The organism is Vibrio sp. 10N.261.55.C5, assembly GCF_041470505.1.
Lineage (GTDB): Bacteria > Pseudomonadota > Gammaproteobacteria > Enterobacterales > Vibrionaceae > Vibrio > Vibrio crassostreae_C.
Genome location: NZ_JBFRMS010000056.1, coordinates 1 through 19,709 on the forward strand (window position 1 = coordinate 1; position 19,709 = coordinate 19,709).

A 19,709-nucleotide genomic window follows, 5' to 3' on the forward strand; every position below is an offset into this window, starting at 1 on the left:
GAACCCGATGTATCGCTCCAGCTTTCTTCTAAAAAAGCTAATAAGTACTTTAAACCTCTGTGTTTAAAGGCGACCACAAAGGTCACGCTCTTTCTTTAATGCTGCGAAGCATAATCCCCCCAAAAAGCAAATAATCCTCCATCATGGTGGATATTTTTTTGTCTTAAATTTTTCTTAGCAACTGGAATGCTAGTAAACATCAGGTCTCTGAAGTAGATACTTGAGGTTTTTCACATCTATAAACAGACTTATCCACAAAATGTTAGGTGTGGATAACTTGGTTGATAAAGTTATTTCAGTCTTAATTCTTTACATATCCCTAAAAGATCTTTCTTGTTTTCAATATATTAGATGAATTGCAGCGATCGTAACTTGTTGTTTTTTATCAAGTTGGATGCCTATCTTGGATTTAATAAAAGATCGTTAACTTGTTGTTTTTTGATCTTAATCATTTATCGGTACTGTGTTTAACTTTGCTCGGGTGTCGGAAGTTTACGAGAGTTCTGAATTTTTTCCACATTGTTAGAATTGAGAACAAGGTCAAACATTGTTCTAAAATTATGTGCAACGAGTTGTCTTAAATATTGGACTATCGTTGTGGGTGTCGCTGTCAATCGTTGATACCAAAAGGGCTAGGCGTCTCTTGGTAGTCCTTTCTCAACGATGCGTATCAGCCGGTGCTTTTTGGTGGAGATTTTGCTGTTACTTTTTTGCACACAGCTATTTTTCTGCGTAGAGCTATCTTCTTGCACACTGCTAGCGTTGGGTAACTGCTGTAGTTGTTTATTCAAAGCCCACTCAATATGCACATCAAGCATTTCGTTTTTGCCTTGATGAGACTCCAGGGTTTCAATAATGCGTTGTTGAAATGGTGCATTGCCCATCGCAACAAAGATATTGCGTAACCACTGGGTGTGGCCGATACGTCTGATTGCTGAGCCTTCCATTTTCTTTAGGAAGGTTGCTTCGTCCCAACTTGAAAGTGAAACCAGATCGGCTTCTTGGAAATCTTCTCTGCGGTGAAAGTCTGTTTGCTCTGTGAGTTCGGCATGACGATTCCACGGGCAAACTAACTGACAATCATCGCAACCGTAGATACGGTTACCAATGGCATCTCTATACTCTTCAGGGATCACACCATCATATTCAATGGTTAAGTACGAGATACATTTGCGAGCATCCACTACGCCATCAGCAATAATGGCACCCGTTGGGCAAGAAGTGATACATGCGGTGCATTTGCCGCACTCATCAACACTGGGTTCATCCGTGGGAAGAGGGATGTTAACTAACAGCTCCCCTAGAAAGAACCAAGAGCCAGCGTCTTTATCAAGAATTAATGAGTGTTTACCTGTCCAGCCCAACCCTGCTTTTTGAGCGAGTGGTCTTTCCAAAATGGGCGCTGAATCGACGAAAGGGCGTGAGTCTAAACCCTCGACCTCTTTTTCAATTCTTTGTCCTAGCTTTTTCAACTGGTTACGGAACAATTTGTGATAGTCGCGGCCTAAAGAATAGCGGCTGATGTAGCCTTGAGTGGTATCGCTTAGGTTAGAGGCGAACTGAGCTTCTGGTGGTAGGTAGTTCATTCGAGCGCTGATCACTCGAATTGTGCCTGGGTGAAGTTCATCAGGACGTGCACGCATCATCCCATGTCGAGCCATCCAATCCATTTCGCCGTGGTTGCCTGCATCTAGCCATGCTTGAAGAGGGTCTTCGTGTTCACTTAAATCAACATCGCAGATGCCAACTTTTTGAAAGCCCAGCTCTTTTCCCCAGATTTTAATTTTTTCAGCAAGATGGTCTAGATTCATGGCTTATTTCTTATTTTCTCTGTTTTACAATTAGAGATAAGGCTAATTAAAATTAGGTTCGGCAAAAATGGGGGCGGATCTTAACGGATCTTAGTGGTGTTGACCAGAACAGACGCGTTTTGATCAGTATTTTTCATAGAACTTACACTTGAGTGCTTGTCTCCCAAAAGCATCACGGTTTACTATTCTTGTTCTTTTGATTTTTATATAGTCAACGATCGATTTTTAGAGAACGTATTCATGAGCACGAAACAATTTACTTTGAAAGATGAACAAGCAACGATTCAATTAGGAACGGAGCTTTCTAATCTTTGCTCACAGCAGACGACTATTTATCTGCATGGTGATCTTGGCGCAGGTAAAACGACTTTCAGTCGTGGCTTTGTAAAAGCACTTGGCCATCAAGGAAATGTAAAAAGCCCAACGTATACTCTAGTTGAACCTTATCAACTTGCAGATTGGCAGGTGTACCACTTTGACCTTTATCGCCTAGCAGATCCTGAAGAGTTAGAGTTTATGGGAATTCGTGACTATTTTACGCCGGATGCTATCTGTTTGGTTGAGTGGCCTGAGAAAGGTTATGGGATGCTACCAGAAGCCGATTTGGATATTGATATTCGTTACCAAGACGATCACCGTGTTGTTTCTTTAACCGCTAATAGTGAATACGGACAGCGCTTACTTAGTCAGTTGGAGTTATGTTGATTTCTAAACGCCTTATTTCAACAGTGGCCATGATGGCTGCTGTTTTTTCTATACTGTTTTCTTCACTTGTTTCTGCAAACTCACTGAAAAGTTTAAGGGTTTGGCCTTCTCCAGAAGAAACTCGTGTGGTTATCGACTTAAAATCAGAAGCGGACTTTAGCTATTTCACCCTGAGTAGCCCGAGTCGCTTAGTGGTTGATTTAAAAAATACCAGTCTTGCGACTAAGTTACCGGTCGAGGTGAAAGACAGCCCTGTTCTATCTAAGATTCGTAAGAGCTCACCGCCAGACAAAAACACCTATCGCTTGGTTTTTGAGTTAAAGAAGTCGTCTAAAGCAGAATTATTCAAACTGAGCCCGACTCCAGGTGGTCAGTATGGACACCGTTTGGTGATCGACTTACCTCATGGTGCGGCAAGTAAAGCGACATCGACACCGAGTAAGCCAACGGTAAGTAAGAACATTAATCAGGTTAAGCGCCAGAAAGACATTCTAATTGTGATTGATCCTGGCCACGGTGGTGAAGACCCAGGTTCGATTGGTCCTACGCGTAAATACGAAAAAGACGCGACTCTGAGTATTTCTAAGAAGTTAGCAGCTCAACTGAATGCGGTCCCGGGGATCAAAACTCGTATGACTCGTAATGCTGATTACTTTGTGAACCTGAATCGACGTGTTGCGATTGCTCGAGAGAATGAAGCTCACCTGTTGATCTCTATTCACGCCGACGCCTTTACGACGCCTCAACCAAGAGGTGGTTCAGTGTTTGTATTGAACACTCGACGCGCAAATACAGAGATCTCTCGTTGGATTGAGAATAAAGAGAAACAGTCTGAATTGCTTGGTGGTAGCGGTGCAGCGTTCACAAGCAATATTGATGATAAGAACGTAAACCAAACCCTGCTTGATTTGCAGTTTAGCCACTCTCAAAAAGAGGGCTACAAACTGGCAACGGCAATTCTGTCTGAAATGGGTAAGGTTGCGAAACTGCACAATAGCAAGCCGATTAACACCAGCTTAGCAGTATTACGTTCACCACAGATCCCATCAGTACTGGTAGAGACAGGTTTTATTTCGAATCCGACGGAAGAGAAGCTTCTTTTCCAACGTTCGCACCAAGATAAATTGGCACGAGCAGTGACTAAAGCGGTGGTTAAGTATTTGAAGGCTAACCCGCCTGAAGGGATTATCTTGTCTAACGCAACGTCATCAACGGGCAGCGTGAGCCAACATAAAGTCTCTCGTGGTGAGTCTTTGTCTGTGATTGCGAGCAAGTATGGTACGTCGACACAGACGTTGATGAAGTTCAACAATCTGAAATCGAGCAGCCTAGCAATTGGTCAAGTACTTAAGATTCCAGGCAGTGCTTCAACTTCATCATCAAGCAGTGCGGTTAAAACTAAGACCATCACTCACACGGTTAAGTCTGGAGAGTACCTAGGTAAGATCGCCAGCCGCTATAAAGTGTCGGTGGCTGATATTAAACGTGAGAACCGTTTGAAATCAGAGACGGTGAGAGTAGGCCAAAAGTTACGTATTACGGTTGAAGTTAAAGATGTTCCTCTGCGCAAACACAAAGTTGCAAGAGGTGATTACCTTGGCAAGATAGCTTCGAAATACGGCGTGAGCGTCAACAGCATTCGCCAAGCGAATAAGCTAAGATCTGACAGTCTAGCTATCGGCCAAGTGTTGATTATTCCTCACAAGTAGTCTTGGGAATGCTAAACAGCTTCAGGTATATCAATGATAAAAAATAAGAACTAGTGCAAACGTAGCAGCGTTTCCATCAATGGCAGTAAGGTAGCTATAAATATGACGATCAAAATACTGCCAGCTCGGTTAGCTAACCAAATCGCAGCGGGTGAGGTGGTAGAAAGACCCGCTTCTGTTGTAAAAGAGTTGGTTGAGAACAGTTTGGATTCTGGTGCGACACGTATCGATATTGATATCGAGAAAGGTGGCGCCAAGATGATCCGCGTTCGTGACAATGGTAAAGGCATCGTAAAAGATGAGCTTGCCTTGGCACTGAGTCGTCATGCTACCTCCAAAATCCACACTCTTGATGACCTAGAGGCGATCGTCAGCCTCGGTTTCCGTGGTGAAGCGCTGGCGAGTATTAGCTCGGTTGCGCGCTTAACCATGACGTCACGCCCTGCCACTCAAGATCAAGCTTGGGCAGCACACAGTGAAGGCCGTGATATGCAGGTGAAACTGCAGCCTGCGGCGCATCCTATTGGCACTTCGGTTGAGGTGTTGGACCTGTTCTTTAATACGCCAGCACGCCGCAAATTCTTACGCACCGAGAAAACTGAATTCACCCATATTGATGAGTTGCTTAAACGCATCGCATTGAGTCGTTTTGATGTGACGATCAACCTTCGTCATAACGGCAAGATGATTCGTCAGTACCGCGCTGCCAAGACAGAAGTTCAAGCAGAAAAGCGCATCGCTGCGGTATGTGGCAATCCTTTTGTTCGCCATATGCTTAAGATTGAACTTGAGCACCAAGGCTTAAAACTTCATGGCTGGATCACCACACCTGAAGGGGCCAGACAGCAAAGCGACCTGCAATACTGCTATGTGAATGGTCGTATGATGCGTGACAAGCTGATCAACCATGCGATTCGTCAAAGCTACGAAACCAGCCTGCGTCCAGACCAATTCGCGACGTATGTGTTGTTCATTGAACTCGACCCACATCAGGTGGACGTGAATGTCCACCCTGCAAAACATGAAGTGCGTTTTCATCAAGCGCGCCTTGTGCATGACTTTATTTACCAAGCATTGAGCGATGGTTTAGCGCAGAGCAAGCAGATCGATGCTGCACCAATCAATCAGTCGGCTTTTCATCAGTCAGAAGTGATTCATCATCAGCAAGATAGTACGAGCTCTGCAGTTGATGGTGTTGCAAGTTTCGCTGAGCCAGAAAGCGTAATGCCTAGCAGTTCGGATCAAACCCAAGTTTCGGATAGGGTGCGACACGCTATTGAGCAAACGCCTGCCTACCCGAGAAAAGCAGAATCAGAGCACGCTTTTGATAAGCCTCAACACAGCGTTAATGATGGTGGGCGACACTATGTTTCATCAATTAGCCCAAGCTCATCAACCAGCTCAAGTTCATCTGCTGGCCGAAGCTCGGCTACTAGTGACAGCAGTTTTACCGGTTCCTCTCGCCAAGAGTGGATAGAGTCTCGACCTGAACCTAAAAAAGAGAAAGAGCCACACCAACATCATGGTGAACCCGCGCCCTCTAAGCGAGAAGTGAAAGCCTATAAAGAGCTTTTGAAAACGCCTGATTTTGATGATCAAGTTGTACAGCCTTCATCTTCTCAAGAGCATGTGGCACCAGTAGAAACCAGAGACAACTTAGAAAATAAAGAAAATAAAGAAAATAAAGAAGCTAAGCCTGCTCAACAGAATCCTGTTCATTTAAAGCCAAGAGCACCTGTAACGGACTTGGGCAAAGCGGTCTCGATTGTGGAACGTCAGTATCTGGTAATGGGCAATAAGAACGGCAGTGTGCTGGTTTCCTTGGCTAAGGCTGAGTTATTGCGTGTTGTTGGTCAGCTTGATACTCGAGGTGGTGCGTTAAAAAGCCAACCACTATTGGTGCCTTTATCGATTAAGCTGGGTAGTGAACTTGTCGAAGTTGCTAAGGCGCTGAGTCAAACTCTGGCATTACTGGGGATTGAGCTTAAGGCGCGAAACAGCGAGGCGGTAATGGTGATGGGCGTGCCTTCTCCTTTAAGGCAGCAAAACTTACAAATTTTGATCCCAGATCTGTTATCTTACGCGGCTTCAATAAATGCCCAGGGTGCAGTGAAGCAACCTAATGACATGTTGTCAGCTTTGGTTAACTGGATCGGGATTCAAACCGCACAAGTAAAAAGCGACTACACTTTATCTGAAGCGGTTCAACTAGTTGGGGAACTAGAACAACTTTGGCATGGTCTACTTCCATTAGATGATCCAGAGTTTGTTAATCCTATCGACTTTTCAGCGACTATAGCCGCGTTTACGGTTTAATTTTTTCGCGACGACCTTTGTCTTTTTAGCTGAATACGTCGCGACACAAAGCCCTTTGCTAAAAAGCGCTAAAACAGAGAAGCAAATACAAAATATCATGACTGAAAAATTACCTTTAGCGTTGTTTTTAATGGGCCCAACGGCGTCAGGAAAAACAGATTTAGCTATCCGCTTACGTCAGAAATACCCTGTAGAGATCATCAGCGTCGATTCGGCATTGATCTACAAAGACATGGATATTGGTACCGCTAAACCGGATGCGGAAGAGCTTGAGCTCGCGCCTCATCGCTTGATTGATATTTTGGATCCAAGCGAAGCGTATTCTGCGGCAGATTTTCGTCGTGATGCGATCAATGAAATGAATAAGATTGTAGCGGAAGGCAAAATCCCGTTACTTGTTGGTGGCACAATGCTGTACTACAAAGCATTGTTGGAAGGTTTATCGCCATTACCAGCCGCGGATCAAGAGATTCGTAAGCAGATTGAAGCGGAATCTATCGAACAAGGTTGGCAGGCATTGCACGATCAATTAAGAGAGATAGATCCCGTATCCGCTGAAAGAATACACCCAAATGATCCACAAAGGCTTTCAAGGGCATTGGAAGTTTACCGAATTTCGGGTAAAACATTAACAGAGCTAACTCAAACGAAAGGCGATAGCCTGCCATTTCGTGTAAAACAATTTGCAATAGCTCCCAAGGAAAGGACTGAACTCCATCGCCGCATTGAGCTGCGTTTCGAGAAGATGATAGAAGCTGGGTTTGAAGATGAAATGAAGGCGTTGTACGCCAGAGAAGATCTTCACCCTGAACTGCCATCGATCCGATGCGTTGGTTATAGGCAGATGTGGGATTATTTAGACGGTAATTGTGATTTAGACGAAGCGGTTTTCCGTGGTGTCTGTGCAACCCGTCAGTTGGCCAAGCGACAAATCACCTGGTTGCGCAGTTGGGATGATTTAACTTGGTTAGATAGCGAAAACATTGATCAAGCGTTAGAAACTCTTTCAGATGCAATAGCATCTGATTAGTATTGCTGTGTATAATGTGATCGCTTTTGCGTGAATATACTCTGGAAAGGATCCGTTATTGAGGCTTTTAAAAAATCACAGCCTTTCAATAACAACGGAGTTTTTTTATTCATTTAGCTCAGATGCAAAGGCCGCACCTTTTTGTGCACCACTAGCTAAATAATTACAACAAAATACAAATAAGGAAAATAAAATGGCTAAGGGGCAATCGCTACAAGACCCATTCCTAAATGCACTCCGTCGTGAGCGCATTCCAGTCTCTATCTATCTTGTTAACGGCATTAAGCTGCAAGGTCAGATCGAGTCTTTCGATCAATTCGTGATCTTATTGAAGAACACAGTAAACCAAATGGTTTACAAGCATGCGATTTCTACTGTGGTACCTGCTCGCGCAGTTAGTCACCACAGCGGCGAGCAACGCACGCCATCTGATCGTCCAGAGAAGACTGAAGATTAATCGTTCAATTTGTACAGCTTGCGCTGTAATAAGGAGTTGGTTGCTTGTTTGACCGTTATGAATCCGGCGAGCGAGCCGTACTTGTTCATATCAACTTCACGCAAGAGGGAGAATGGGAAGATCTAAGCGAATGTGAAATGCTGGTCTCCTCAGCGGGGGTAGAAACGCTACAAGTGATTACTGGTAGCCGACAATCCCCACTCCCTAAATACTACGTTGGAGAAGGTAAAGCCCTAGAAATCGCACAAGCTGTTCAGCTAACCGGTGCTGAAATTGTGATTTTTAACCACTCCCTCTCTCCTGCCCAAGAGCGCAACCTCGAGCAATTGTGTAAATGTCGTGTGATTGATCGCACGGGTTTGATCTTAGATATTTTTGCACAACGTGCGCGAACTCATGAAGGTAAGCTACAAGTTGAGCTCGCTCAGCTTCGTCATATCTCTACCCGATTGATTCGTGGTTGGACTCACCTTGAAAGGCAGAAAGGTGGTATTGGTCTTCGTGGTCCAGGTGAAACTCAACTGGAAACCGATCGACGTTTGTTGCGTGACCGTATAAAGGCAATACTACGTCGTTTAGCGAAAGTTGCTAAGCAGCGTGAACAAGGACGACGTGCTCGTAATCGAGCTGAAATCCCAACAATTTCTTTGGTTGGTTATACCAACGCAGGGAAATCAACACTTTTCAATCGCATCACAAGTGCTGGTGTTTATGCGGCAGACCAACTGTTTGCAACCCTAGACCCAACACTACGTAAGATTGATTTGGCAGATGTCGGGCCTGCAATTCTCGCAGATACCGTAGGTTTTATCCGTCATCTACCACACGACTTGGTCGCTGCGTTCAAGGCAACATTACAAGAGACGCAGGAAGCTGACATTTTGTTACATGTTGTTGATGCCAGTGATGACCGTTTTCGTGAGAACATTCAGGCTGTTCATGAAGTATTAGAAGAAATCGATGCTCATGAAGTGCCAACCCTTGTAGTCATGAACAAAATTGACTGCATGGAAGACCAAAAACCTCGAATTGAAAGAGACGAAGAGGGCGCACCTCGCGCTGTTTGGGTTTCTGCAATGGAAGGAGAAGGTATTGAGCTACTGTTTGAAGCTTTAACTGAGCGTTTAGCTAGCCAGATGGTTCAATTCCGGTTGTGTATTCCACATCAACATCAGGGTCGCATTCGCAGCTTATTCTTCGAGATGAAATGTATTCAACAGGAAGAGTATGATGAAAATGGTAACTTGTTGATAGATATCCGAATGCAACAAATAGATTGGTCTAAACTTGAAAAAAGAGAAGGGGCGCTCTTAGGTGACTTTATCGTTACCAAAGAGACTGCTACAGTATAACGTCATATCAAATGATGGAGCTTTCTAATGGCGTGGAATGAGCCTGGAAATAACAACAACGGCGATAATAACGGCCGCGATAATGACCCTTGGGGTAATAAAAATAATCGCGGCGGCCGAGATCAAGGACCGCCAGATCTAGACGAAGTGTTTAATAAACTAAGTCAAAAGTTAGGTGGCAAGTTTGGTAAAAAGGGTGGCAACGGTAACGGGCCATCTATTGGTGGTGGCGGTGCAATTGGCTTTGGTGTCATTGCCGTTATTGCTATTGCTATCTGGTTCTTCGCTGGTTTCTACACCGTTGGCGAAGCAGAAAGAGCAGTAGTACTTCGACTGGGTCAGTTCGACCGTATCGAAGAACCTGGTCTTAACTGGCACCCACGCTTCATCGATGAAATCAGTGATGAGCAACTAGTAAACGTTCAAGCGATTCGTTCTCTACGTGCTGCTGGCACGATGCTAACGAAAGATGAAAACGTTGTGACCGTTGAAATGGGTGTTCAATACCGTGTTTCTGACCCATACAAGTACTTGTATCGTGTAACGAATGCAGACGACAGTTTACGCCAAGCAACCGATTCCGCGCTTCGTGCGGTAATTGGTGACTCACTAATGGATAGTATCCTGACAAGTGGTCGTCAGCAGATTCGTCAAAGCACTCAAGAAACGTTGAACCGTATTATTGATAGCTACGATATGGGTATTCTGATTGTTGATGTGAACTTCCAGTCAGCACGTCCACCTGAGCAAGTGAAAGATGCATTTGATGATGCTATCGCGGCTCGTGAGGATGAAGAGCGTTTCGAGCGTGAAGCTGAAGCTTACCGAAATGACATTCTTCCAAAAGCAACAGGTCGTGCTGAGCGTTTGAAGAAAGAAGCGGTGGGTTACTCAGAGCGCACAGTTAATGGTGCTCTAGGTCAAGTTGCTCAATTCGAGAAACTGCTACCTGAATACCAAGCTGCTCCTGAAGTAACACGTAACCGTATGTACCTAGATACAATGGAAAAAGTGTACTCAAGCACATCGAAAGTCCTGATTGATTCTGAATCAAGCGGTAACTTGCTATACCTACCAATTGATAAGCTAGGCGCACAAGGTGGTTCTCAGTCGGGCTCTCGCCCTGCAAAAGCATCATCAACTTACGATCAAATTGAGTTAGAAACTCAAGCGGATCCAAAGCCTAGCACTCAAACTCGTTCAGACAGTTCACGCCAAGGGAGATACTAATAATGCGTAAATTAATGATCCCTGTATTAGTTGTGACGATTGCCCTTCTATTGATGTCAGTGTTTGTGATTCAAGAAGGTGAGCGTGGCATGGTAATTCGTTTTGGTCGAGTTCTCGATGACAACGGCGTATCACGAATCTATGAACCAGGTCTGCACTTTAAACTACCGATGTTTGATCGCGTAAAAGTACTTGATGCTCGTATTCAAACGATGGATGGCCGTTCTGACCGTTTCGTAACATCAGAGAAAAAAGACGTTCTAATTGATACTTACGCAAAATGGCGTATTGCTGATTTTGGACGTTTCTATCTGAGTACCGGTGGCGGTAATATCATGACGGCAGAAGCACTTCTTGAGCGTAAAGTGACAGATGTTCTTCGTTCTGAAATTGGTTCTCGTGAAATTAAGCAGATCGTGTCAGGCCCTCGCAACAAGGACATCCTGCCAGACTCTGCTGATAGCGAAGTCGTCACAACGGTAGCGGCTGCAGAAGCACTAGAAGTTGATGGCGAACGCGATAAGATCATGGAAAACGTTTTGTCTGGAACGGCAGAAAGTGCGATGGCTGATTTAGGTGTTGAAGTTGTTGATTTCCGTATGAAGAAGATTAACCTTCCTGACGAAATCAGTGAATCTATCTACCGCCGTATGCGTGCAGAACGTGAATCGGTTGCTCGTAGACACCGTTCTCAAGGTCGTGAGAAAGCGGAAGTTATCCGTGCTCAAGCTGAGCTAGAAGTGGCAACAGTTCTTGCTGAAGCTGACCGTACAGCTCGAATCACTCGTGGTGATGCGGATGCAGAAGCAGCGAAGATCTACTCTGATGCGTTCAGCAAAGATCCTGAGTTCTACGGCTTCATGCGTTCATTGCAAGCTTATGAGACATCATTTAGCGATAAGAGCGACATTCTAGTACTGGATCCGAAGACTGACTTCTTCCAATACATGAATCAAGCAAGCGGCGCTCCAGCAAAATAAGCTGATGCGTTAGCGAATGCTTAGCTTAATAAGCAAAATACGTTAAAACTTAAAAGGCTCCCATTGTGGGAGCCTTTTTGTTTTCTATGACTTCTTTCAGGAGGAGACATGTTTGTGGATTCACTATTGGGGCGCGAGGGAAGGCGCTTAACAGCGTTCTACTTATAGAAACCTAGCGGTAGGTCATGAAAGCGATAACCGCTCCAGCCACCACAAGACAGCCTCCAATGCGGCGCAGTTGCGTGTCTGGTTGCTCGCTCAGTTGCGCGACCATGTTTCTCCAGCCATTGGGTGCAATCAAGGGGCCGAGCCCTTCCACAATAAGTACGAGCCCAATAGCGAGCCAAATTGATTGAGACATGGTTCTGCCTTTTGTCTGTAAAAAAGCAATGATATCAGTATCTTTACACATCTGCCCCCAGTTATGGCTGGTTTATTTTTGTACAGCGTTAACGTTTATGAACAAAAAGTGACTGCAAGAAGTGTGATTCAGTGCTAGAATCCATTTTTAATTAGCAACAGAAATTGGAAAGATGGGAAATAACGTAGTCGTTCTAGGCACCCAATGGGGTGATGAAGGTAAAGGTAAAATCGTTGACCTTTTAACTGAAGATGCAAAATACGTGGTTCGCTACCAAGGCGGTCACAATGCAGGTCACACACTTGTAATTGACGGTGAAAAAACCGTTCTTCACTTAATTCCATCAGGCATCCTACGTAATAACGTTAAATGTGTTATTGGTAACGGTGTAGTATTATCGCCTGACGCACTTCTAAAAGAAATGAAGCCTCTTGAAGATCGCGGTATTCCAGTACGTGAACGTCTTTTCATCTCTGAAGCTTGTCCTCTAATTCTTCCGTACCACATTGCAATCGACAACGCGCGTGAAATCGCTCGTGGCGCTAAAGCTATCGGTACAACGGGTCGTGGTATCGGTCCTGCTTACGAAGATAAAGTTGCTCGTCGCGGTCTACGCGTTGGCGACCTTTTCGATAAAGAAGCATTTGCTGAGAAGCTAAAAGAAGTGATGGAATTCCACAACTTCCAACTAGAGCACTTCTACAAAGCTGAAACAGTAAGCTACGAAGAAGTTCTTGAGCAAGCGATGAGCTACGCAGATATGTTAACTGCGATGGTTATCGACGTAACTGACGAACTAGACGCAGCACGTAAGCGCGGCGACAAGATCATGTTCGAAGGTGCTCAAGGTACGCTACTAGATATCGACCACGGTACTTACCCATACGTAACGTCTTCTAACACGACTGCTGGTGGTGTTGCTGCAGGTTCTGGTTTCGGTCCTCGTCACATCGGTTACATCCTTGGTATTACTAAGGCTTACTGTACTCGTGTTGGTTCAGGTCCATTCCCTACTGAGCTATACGATGGCCTTGAGAAGCAAGACCCAGTTGGTAAACACCTAGGCGATGTTGGTCACGAGTTTGGCGCAACAACTGGTCGTCTACGTCGTACTGGTTGGTTCGATGCTGTTGCTATGCGTCGTGCAATCCAAATCAACTCTCTATCTGGTATGTGTCTAACTAAACTAGACGTTCTAGATGGCCTAGAAGAACTAAAAATCTGTACTGGTTACAAGATGAAAGATGGTTCTATCTTAGAAGTTTCTCCAATGGCTGCTGAGTCATTCGAAGAAGCGACGCCAATCTACGAAACAATGCCTGGTTGGTCTGAAAACACATTTGGTGCTAAATCTATCGACGCGCTTCCACAAGCTGCTCTAGATTACATCAAGCGTATCGAAGACCTAACTGGCGTTCCAATTGATATCGTATCAACTGGCCCAGATCGTAACGAAACTATCATCAAGGTTCACCCATACGGCGCATAATGCCTGCTGAGTGATTACCAGGCACGAACAGTGCTTTGATAATAAAATAGTTTTCTAAAAGCCGACTTTATTAAGTCGGCTTTTTAATACCTGCAATTTAGCCGTTCACTCTTTGATGGTGATCTTTTAAGCGTCATCAGGCAAAATATTGCCCATTAGCGGCAAGTTTTGTCTAAAGCCGTCGGGGTTATTGCCGATACAGATATCATGGAAAGTGAAGTTCACCCTGTTTTGTGCGTGTAGAAATCCTCTGCATTCCTCAATAGATAACTTTAGCGACAGATAATAGAGTGCAGGTATGAAGCTACGAATTGTGGCAGCTTCATTAATAATGGCGCTGAGCTCACCCTTGAGTCATGCTAATTTGGCTGATGTGGGAGAGCCCGTTCCAATATATACAGAAGCTGAACTGATTAATTTAATCGAAAATAATCAACATCTAGAGCGAGTGAAAGCTGATAAGTGCCAGTTAGTTGAAGATATCGTTGCTCGTGCAACGCGTATTAGCTTGCCTTCTTATGAGTTTTTATACGGTGATATGTTGGCTTGGGGTGTGTGTGTTCCACAAGATGTAGAGCTTGGCCTTTACTATATGGAAAACGCGGCACATCAAGGTTTACCCGCTGCATTAGAGCAGTTAGGTCGTTATTACTCTCGTGGTACTTTGGTACAACAAGATCAAGAGCGTGCGATTCCGTATCTACGTGAAGCGGCCTCTATGGGCAACTTAAGTGCGAGCATTCACTTAGCGGAACTCTTGTTACGTGACTACGGTAGCCCATTGGATTATGAAGATGCTTACCGTTGGTTGTATAACTCGGTAACCGCAGATCAAAGACAACACAGACGTATCACTGTGCTTCGTAGCGGTCTGGAACAGAGAATGCCAGACAATATTATTGCTCGAGCAAAGCGTCGAGACGTGTTCTGGTAAGACAGATTATTGAATGAGCAATGATGATTAATGACTGCACTCGTTAATCATCTAAAAAACTCGTATTAAAAAGGCCTCGCTGAGATTCATCAGCGAGGCCTTTTTTGATCTGAACGGAAAACCGTTTATCTAATTCGGTAGCGTTATTGAACCACCTCACCAGACTCAATCACCGTTTCACGAACAACCTTGGTGAAATCGAGTGCTTCTTGACGAATCTTATCTTCGTCTACCGTTAGCATGTCGCGATCTTGCATGATGATCTTGCCATCAACGATGGAGTGACGAACATTGCCTGAGTTAGCTGAGTACACCAGTGCTGAGTATGGGTTGTAGACTGGAACCATATTTGGCGCCTTAGTATCGATCACTATGATGTCAGCCAGTTTGCCTGCTTCAAGAGAGCCGATCTTATCTTCCATGTGCAGCGCTTTTGCTGCGCCCATGGTCGCCATGTCGATCACTTTGATCGGCGGCATCGCAGCACGATCTTTGTTAACTAACTTGTGAACCTTAGCGACTTGGTTGAATTCATCAATGGTGCTCAGTGTATTACCAGACATTGGGCCATCAGTACCTAAACCGATACGCACGTTTTCGTCATACATCTTAAGCGCAGGTGATACGCCTTTTGCTGACTTGATGTTAGCACTCATGTTATGAGCCACGCCCATATCCGATTTCTTCACCAGTTCGATATCATGATCGTCAACAAGGATCATGTGTGCACCCACCAAGTTCTTGTTGAGTGCGCCAATGCTGTCCATGTATTGAACCGGGGACAATCCATCAGAACGCTCTGCGATTTTCTCTTCTTCACGGTGTGATTCTGCAAGGTGAATCATTACTGGAACATCTAACTCTAGGGAGAGCTTAGATATTTTCTGCAGGATCTCTGTGGTGTTGGTGTAAGGCGCATGCGGGGCAAACGCTGGTGTGATTCGCGGGTGATCTTTGTATTCTTCAATGAAGTTCAACGCGTACTTAATGCCTTCTTCGGCGTTGGCCGCATCGGCTACAGGGAACTTAATCACCGTTTCACCTAGGATGGCACGCATACCGATCTTATCGACGGTTTTTGCGACTTCATCTTCGAAGTAGTACATGTCGGCGTAAGTGGTCACACCGCCTTTCACCATTTCAACGTTACCTAGGTTCGCACCAATGCGTACCATGTCTCGCGATACTAGCTTCTTCTCTAGCGGAAAGATGTAACGGTGCAGGCGATCTGGCACATCATCGGCTAACGAACGGAAAACTGTCATTGATACATGAGTATGGGTATTGATGAGACCTGGCATAACGATATCGCCATCCACGTCTAACACTTGCTTAGCTTGGTACTGCTTCTCTAGTGAAGCATCTCCAACCGCAATGATTTTGTTGTCTTTGACGACAACAGTACCGCTTTCATAAACCGTTTTGTCTTGGTTCATGGTTAGAACCATCGCATCGGTAATCATCAGGTCAGCCTTTTCCATTGCCGAACTTGCGAATGGGAACAGCGCTAGGCTCGCCATAGCTGAAGCCAATAAAGTGCGTTTTAGTTTCATATCATACCCAGAACAGGAGTTGGTAAAGTGCGTGGATAATAGTGTATTTCATTCATGGCGCAAACGTTTGTTTTATCGTTTGCTTGAAATTTTGATGATAATCCACGTCTATGAAGCGATGTTTCACAAAGTGAAGATATGTATCAATCTGAGGTTATTTGAGTGTTTTCTAAAGCATATCTGTAGCTTACCCCTAGCATCAGATATACTAGGGGTATATACCTTCCTTGCTTAAGCAGGCCCGCCTATGTCAAAAAACACACCAACGTCAGAAAATACGACAGCGACAACCACTGTTGATCCTTTTGCCGACCGAGAGTCGAAAAATTACGATAACCCAGTACCAAGCCGAGAGTTCATTATTTCGTTTTTAACAGACGCGAATATTCCGATGAACCGCAACGATCTATTCGAAGCTTTGGGTCTTGCTGGAGAGGAACAATATGAAGGGCTGCGTCGTCGTTTACGTGCAATGGAGCGTGATGGACAGCTTATCTTTACTCGTCGTCAGTGCTACGCATTGCCTGAGAAGATGGAACTGATCAAAGGCTATGTGATTGGTCATAAAGACGGTCATGGTTGGGTTCGCCCAGACGGCAGTGTGGGTAAAGACAATGATATCGTGCTGCCGCATCATCAGATGAAAACCATCATGCACGGTGATTACGTATTGGTTCAGCCTACTGACAACAGTAAGCGTGGCCGTCGTGAAGGTCGCTTGGTTCGTGTGCTTGAAGAGCGTAAAACGCCACTTGTTGGTCGCTTCTTCCTAGAGTACGGCCATTCTTACGTTGTTGCTGATGATTCGCGTATTAGTCACGACATCCAGATCCCTACTGAGCATAAAGGCGGTGCTCGAATGGGTAATGTGGTTGTGATTGAAATTACGGATCGCGGTGGTCGTTCTCGTAACATGATGGGGAAAGTAACCGAAGTTCTTGGTGAAAACATGGCGCCGGGTATGGAAACGCAGATTGCGATCCGTACTCACCAGATCCCACAAGAGTGGCCTGAAGCGGTAGATAAGCAAATCGAAAACCTAGGTGAGCATGTTCCTGAAGAAGCAAAAGAAGGACGTGTAGACCTGCGTAAACTGCCATTGGTTACCATTGATGGTGAAGATGCGCGTGACTTCGATGATGCGGTTTACTGTGAAGCGAAGAAAGGCGGCGGCTGGCGTCTATGGGTAGCGATTGCTGACGTAAGTTACTACGTTCGCCCAGATACAGCGCTAGACAAAGAAGCGATTAACCGTGGTAACTCGGTATACTTCCCGTCACAAGTCGTGCCAATGCTGCCAGAAGTGCTTTCAAATGGTTTGTGTTCATTGAACCCTCAGGTAGACCGTTTATGTATGGTGTGTGAGATGACTATCTCAGACAAAGGTAAACTGTCAGGCTACAAGCACTACGAAGCGGTAATGAATTCTCATGCTCGTCTTACTTATAACAAAGTAGGCGCGATCTTAGATGGCAATGAAGAATTACGTGAGCGTTACGAACCTGAAGTACCACATCTTGAAGAGCTTCATAAGATGTATAAGGTGCTTAAGAAAACGCGTGACGAACGTGGTGCGATTGAATTTGAAACGGTAGAAACTAAGTTTATCTTCAATGCTGATCGTAAGATTGACCGTATTGAGCCAGTAATTCGTAACGATGCACACAAGATCATCGAAGAATGTATGATTCTTGCGAATATCGCATCGGCATCTTACGTAGAAAAAGCGAAAGAGCCTGCGCTGTACCGTGTTCACGAAACTCCGGGCGAAGAGCGCTTAATGGGCTTCAAGAGCTTTTTAAGTGAATTAGGTTTAACACTGGAAGGTGGTCTGTCGCCATCACCAGTAGACTATGCACAACTGATGCAACAGATTAATGAACGTGAAGATCGTGAATTAATCCAAACTATGCTGCTACGCTCAATGAAGCAAGCGGTATACAACGCGGATAACGCGGGTCACTTTGGTTTAGCTCTTAAACGCTATGCTCACTTTACCTCGCCAATTCGTCGTTACCCAGATTTGCTATTGCACCGTGCGATTAAGTACCTTATTGCGAAAGAAGAAGGTCGTAACAGCGAACGTTGGACGCCAACTGGTGGTTATCACTACACTTTCGATGATATGGACTTCTACGGCGAGCAGTGTTCAATGACTGAACGTCGTGCTGATGACGCAACGCGTGAAGTAAACGATTGGTTGAAGTGTGAATACATGCAAGACCATGTCGGTGAGGTGATGGATGGTGTGATTGCCAACGTGACTGGTTTTGGCTTCTTTGTTCGTCTAACTGAACTGCACATTGATGGCTTGGTACACATCTCAGCGCTAGCGAATGATTACTACCAATTTGATGCTGTTGGTCAGCGTCTAGTGGGTGAAAGCTCAGGTAATATCTACCGCTTGGGTGATTCGGTTAAAGTGAAGGTTTCTGCGGTTAATTTAGAAACTCGCCAAATCGACTTTGACTTAGAAGACACTGATCGTCAGCCGCGTGGCAAAGGCAAAACAGCCAAGAAGCGTGCAGCAGAAGCGATGAAAAAGGCGAAAAGCAAGAAGCGCTCAGCAGTGAAGAGTAATAAGCCAGGTGTATCAGCGAAGCCTATGGTTGAGCCAACTAAGCGACCTGACGGAAGCAGCGAAGGCCCTGCTAAGAAGAAAAAGCCAGCGAATAAAACCGGTGCTGCTAAAGCTCGCGCTAAGAAAAAGCGTGCTGCAAGCCGTAAGCCAAAGGCCGATAAGTCTTAAGGCTGATAAATCTTAAGGTCAATAAGGCGCTCTGCTAATCAGGTTTAGCGCCTAACTGATTTAATTTAATGCGAGAGTATCAGGCGTAAGACGCTACTCTCGAAATGAACAACACAGAGAGGGATGCATCGGCATTGATGTCATTCTTCTCTGAGCAATAAGAGTAACTTGAGACAATGAGTAACGAATTTATTTACGGTATTCACGCGGTGAAAGCCGTACTAGAAAAAGATCCTGCACGTTTTATCGAAGCGTATGTACTGAAAGGTCGCCAAGACGAGCGTCTTCTTCCATTACTGAACCAACTGCAACAGTTTGGTGTGTCGATTCAACAGATGGGTCGTAAGCCGCTGGATGAAAAAGCACAAGGTGCGAATCACCAAGGCCTTATTGCTAAGGTGAAGCCTGCTAAGCAGCTTAATGAAACTCACCTAGACGATATTCTAGCGCAGCATGAACAGCCTTTGCTGTTGGTTCTAGACGGCGTAACCGATCCTCACAACCTAGGCGCTTGTCTACGTAACGCGGATGCCGCAGGTGTCGCTGCGGTTATCGTACCGAAAGATCGCTCTTCACCGTTAACAGCAACGGTAAGCAAGGTAGCGTGTGGTGCGGCTGAAACAGTTCCTCTCGTGCGTGTAACCAACCTAGCTCGCACAATGCGTGCACTGCAAGAGCAGGGCGTATGGTTTGTGGGTACGGCAGGTGAAGCAACGCATGATATCTATCAAGCGAAGCTAACGGGTCCTCTTGCGGTAGTTATGGGTGCAGAAGGTGACGGTATGCGTCGTTTAACTCGTGAAACTTGCGATGATCTGATTAAGATTCCAATGGCAGGTAGCGTATCGAGCTTAAATGTTTCTGTGGCGTCGGGTATTTGCCTGTTCGAAGCGGTAAGACAGCGTTTAGCTCAGTAATGCGTTAACGCTGCTTTAAGTCTATGAATTTATTAGCGCTCACCACTTGCTGGTGGGCGTTTCTTTTTAGGCTGTTATAGCAAAATCCATCGGTTTGTCGGATGGCTAGATGGCGA

The 19,709-nt window shown here is 45.1% G+C and carries 15 protein-coding genes; 12 read left to right on the forward strand and 3 right to left on the reverse strand.

Features of this window, described 5'->3' with window-relative positions; genetic code table 11:
* Nucleotides 1–632: 632 nt before the first annotated feature.
* On the reverse strand, nucleotides 633–1,811 hold the full coding sequence (gene queG, locus AB4263_RS19855; protein WP_372098762.1) for a tRNA epoxyqueuosine(34) reductase QueG: 1,179 nt from the start codon (nucleotides 1,809–1,811) through the stop codon (nucleotides 633–635).
* Between the two features lie 240 nt (nucleotides 1,812–2,051).
* Here queG and tsaE point away from each other — a divergent pair, with 240 nt between their 5' ends.
* The 8 genes from tsaE (at nucleotide 2,052) to hflC (ending at nucleotide 11,590) form a co-directional block, all read left to right on the forward strand.
* Nucleotides 2,052–2,516 carry a tRNA (adenosine(37)-N6)-threonylcarbamoyltransferase complex ATPase subunit type 1 TsaE gene (gene tsaE, locus AB4263_RS19860; protein ID WP_017059923.1) on the forward strand — a complete coding sequence of 155 codons (465 nt, stop codon included), beginning with the start codon at nucleotides 2,052–2,054 and terminating at the stop codon, nucleotides 2,514–2,516.
* On the forward strand, nucleotides 2,510–4,225 hold the full coding sequence (locus tag AB4263_RS19865; protein ID WP_017067933.1) for an N-acetylmuramoyl-L-alanine amidase: 1,716 nt from the start codon (nucleotides 2,510–2,512) through the stop codon (nucleotides 4,223–4,225). The genes tsaE and AB4263_RS19865 overlap by 7 nt, the downstream gene beginning before the upstream one ends.
* A gap of 102 nt (nucleotides 4,226–4,327) precedes the next feature.
* Nucleotides 4,328–6,541 carry a DNA mismatch repair endonuclease MutL gene (gene mutL / locus AB4263_RS19870; RefSeq protein WP_372098763.1) on the forward strand — a complete coding sequence of 738 codons (2,214 nt, stop codon included), beginning with the start codon at nucleotides 4,328–4,330 and terminating at the stop codon, nucleotides 6,539–6,541.
* 97 nt (nucleotides 6,542–6,638) lie between these two features.
* Complete coding sequence (gene miaA, locus AB4263_RS19875; RefSeq protein ID WP_017059926.1) at nucleotides 6,639–7,571, forward strand: tRNA (adenosine(37)-N6)-dimethylallyltransferase MiaA; 933 nt, start codon at nucleotides 6,639–6,641, stop codon at nucleotides 7,569–7,571.
* A gap of 193 nt (nucleotides 7,572–7,764) precedes the next feature.
* Nucleotides 7,765–8,028, forward strand: a complete 264-nt coding sequence (gene hfq / locus AB4263_RS19880; protein WP_017059927.1) for an RNA chaperone Hfq — start codon at nucleotides 7,765–7,767, stop codon at nucleotides 8,026–8,028.
* Nucleotides 8,029–8,072: 44 nt separating this feature from the next.
* Nucleotides 8,073–9,380 (forward strand): ribosome rescue GTPase HflX, encoded by a 1,308-nt coding sequence (gene hflX / locus AB4263_RS19885; RefSeq protein ID WP_017059928.1) that lies wholly within the window; start codon nucleotides 8,073–8,075, stop codon nucleotides 9,378–9,380.
* A gap of 27 nt (nucleotides 9,381–9,407) precedes the next feature.
* Nucleotides 9,408–10,610, forward strand: a complete 1,203-nt coding sequence (hflK, locus tag AB4263_RS19890; protein ID WP_017063176.1) for an FtsH protease activity modulator HflK — start codon at nucleotides 9,408–9,410, stop codon at nucleotides 10,608–10,610.
* 2 nt (nucleotides 10,611–10,612) lie between these two features.
* Complete coding sequence (hflC, locus tag AB4263_RS19895; RefSeq protein ID WP_017059930.1) at nucleotides 10,613–11,590, forward strand: protease modulator HflC; 978 nt, start codon at nucleotides 10,613–10,615, stop codon at nucleotides 11,588–11,590.
* 172 nt (nucleotides 11,591–11,762) lie between these two features.
* Here the strand turns inward: hflC and AB4263_RS19900 are convergent, their stop codons facing one another.
* The gene (locus tag AB4263_RS19900) at nucleotides 11,763–11,951 is read right to left on the reverse strand and encodes a DUF2065 domain-containing protein (protein WP_010434105.1); all 189 of its coding nucleotides are present in this window, start codon (nucleotides 11,949–11,951) and stop codon (nucleotides 11,763–11,765) included.
* A gap of 172 nt (nucleotides 11,952–12,123) precedes the next feature.
* Here AB4263_RS19900 and AB4263_RS19905 point away from each other — a divergent pair, with 172 nt between their 5' ends.
* Nucleotides 12,124–13,440 (forward strand): adenylosuccinate synthase, encoded by a 1,317-nt coding sequence (locus AB4263_RS19905; protein WP_010434108.1) that lies wholly within the window; start codon nucleotides 12,124–12,126, stop codon nucleotides 13,438–13,440.
* Between the two features lie 298 nt (nucleotides 13,441–13,738).
* Nucleotides 13,739–14,374, forward strand: a complete 636-nt coding sequence (gene motX / locus AB4263_RS19910) for a flagellar protein MotX (protein ID WP_017063177.1) — start codon at nucleotides 13,739–13,741, stop codon at nucleotides 14,372–14,374.
* Nucleotides 14,375–14,517: 143 nt separating this feature from the next.
* Here motX and AB4263_RS19915 read toward each other — a convergent pair whose 3' ends face one another.
* Nucleotides 14,518–15,927 (reverse strand): amidohydrolase, encoded by a 1,410-nt coding sequence (locus AB4263_RS19915; RefSeq protein WP_017063178.1) that lies wholly within the window; start codon nucleotides 15,925–15,927, stop codon nucleotides 14,518–14,520.
* Between the two features lie 247 nt (nucleotides 15,928–16,174).
* Between AB4263_RS19915 and rnr the strand changes: the two genes are divergently transcribed.
* Nucleotides 16,175–18,676 (forward strand): ribonuclease R, encoded by a 2,502-nt coding sequence (rnr, locus tag AB4263_RS19920; RefSeq protein ID WP_229648341.1) that lies wholly within the window; start codon nucleotides 16,175–16,177, stop codon nucleotides 18,674–18,676.
* Between the two features lie 176 nt (nucleotides 18,677–18,852).
* Entirely contained in the window at nucleotides 18,853–19,593 is a 741-nt protein-coding gene (rlmB, locus tag AB4263_RS19925; protein WP_017063180.1) for a 23S rRNA (guanosine(2251)-2'-O)-methyltransferase RlmB, read from the forward strand.
* Nucleotides 19,594–19,709: the final 116 nt, after the last annotated feature.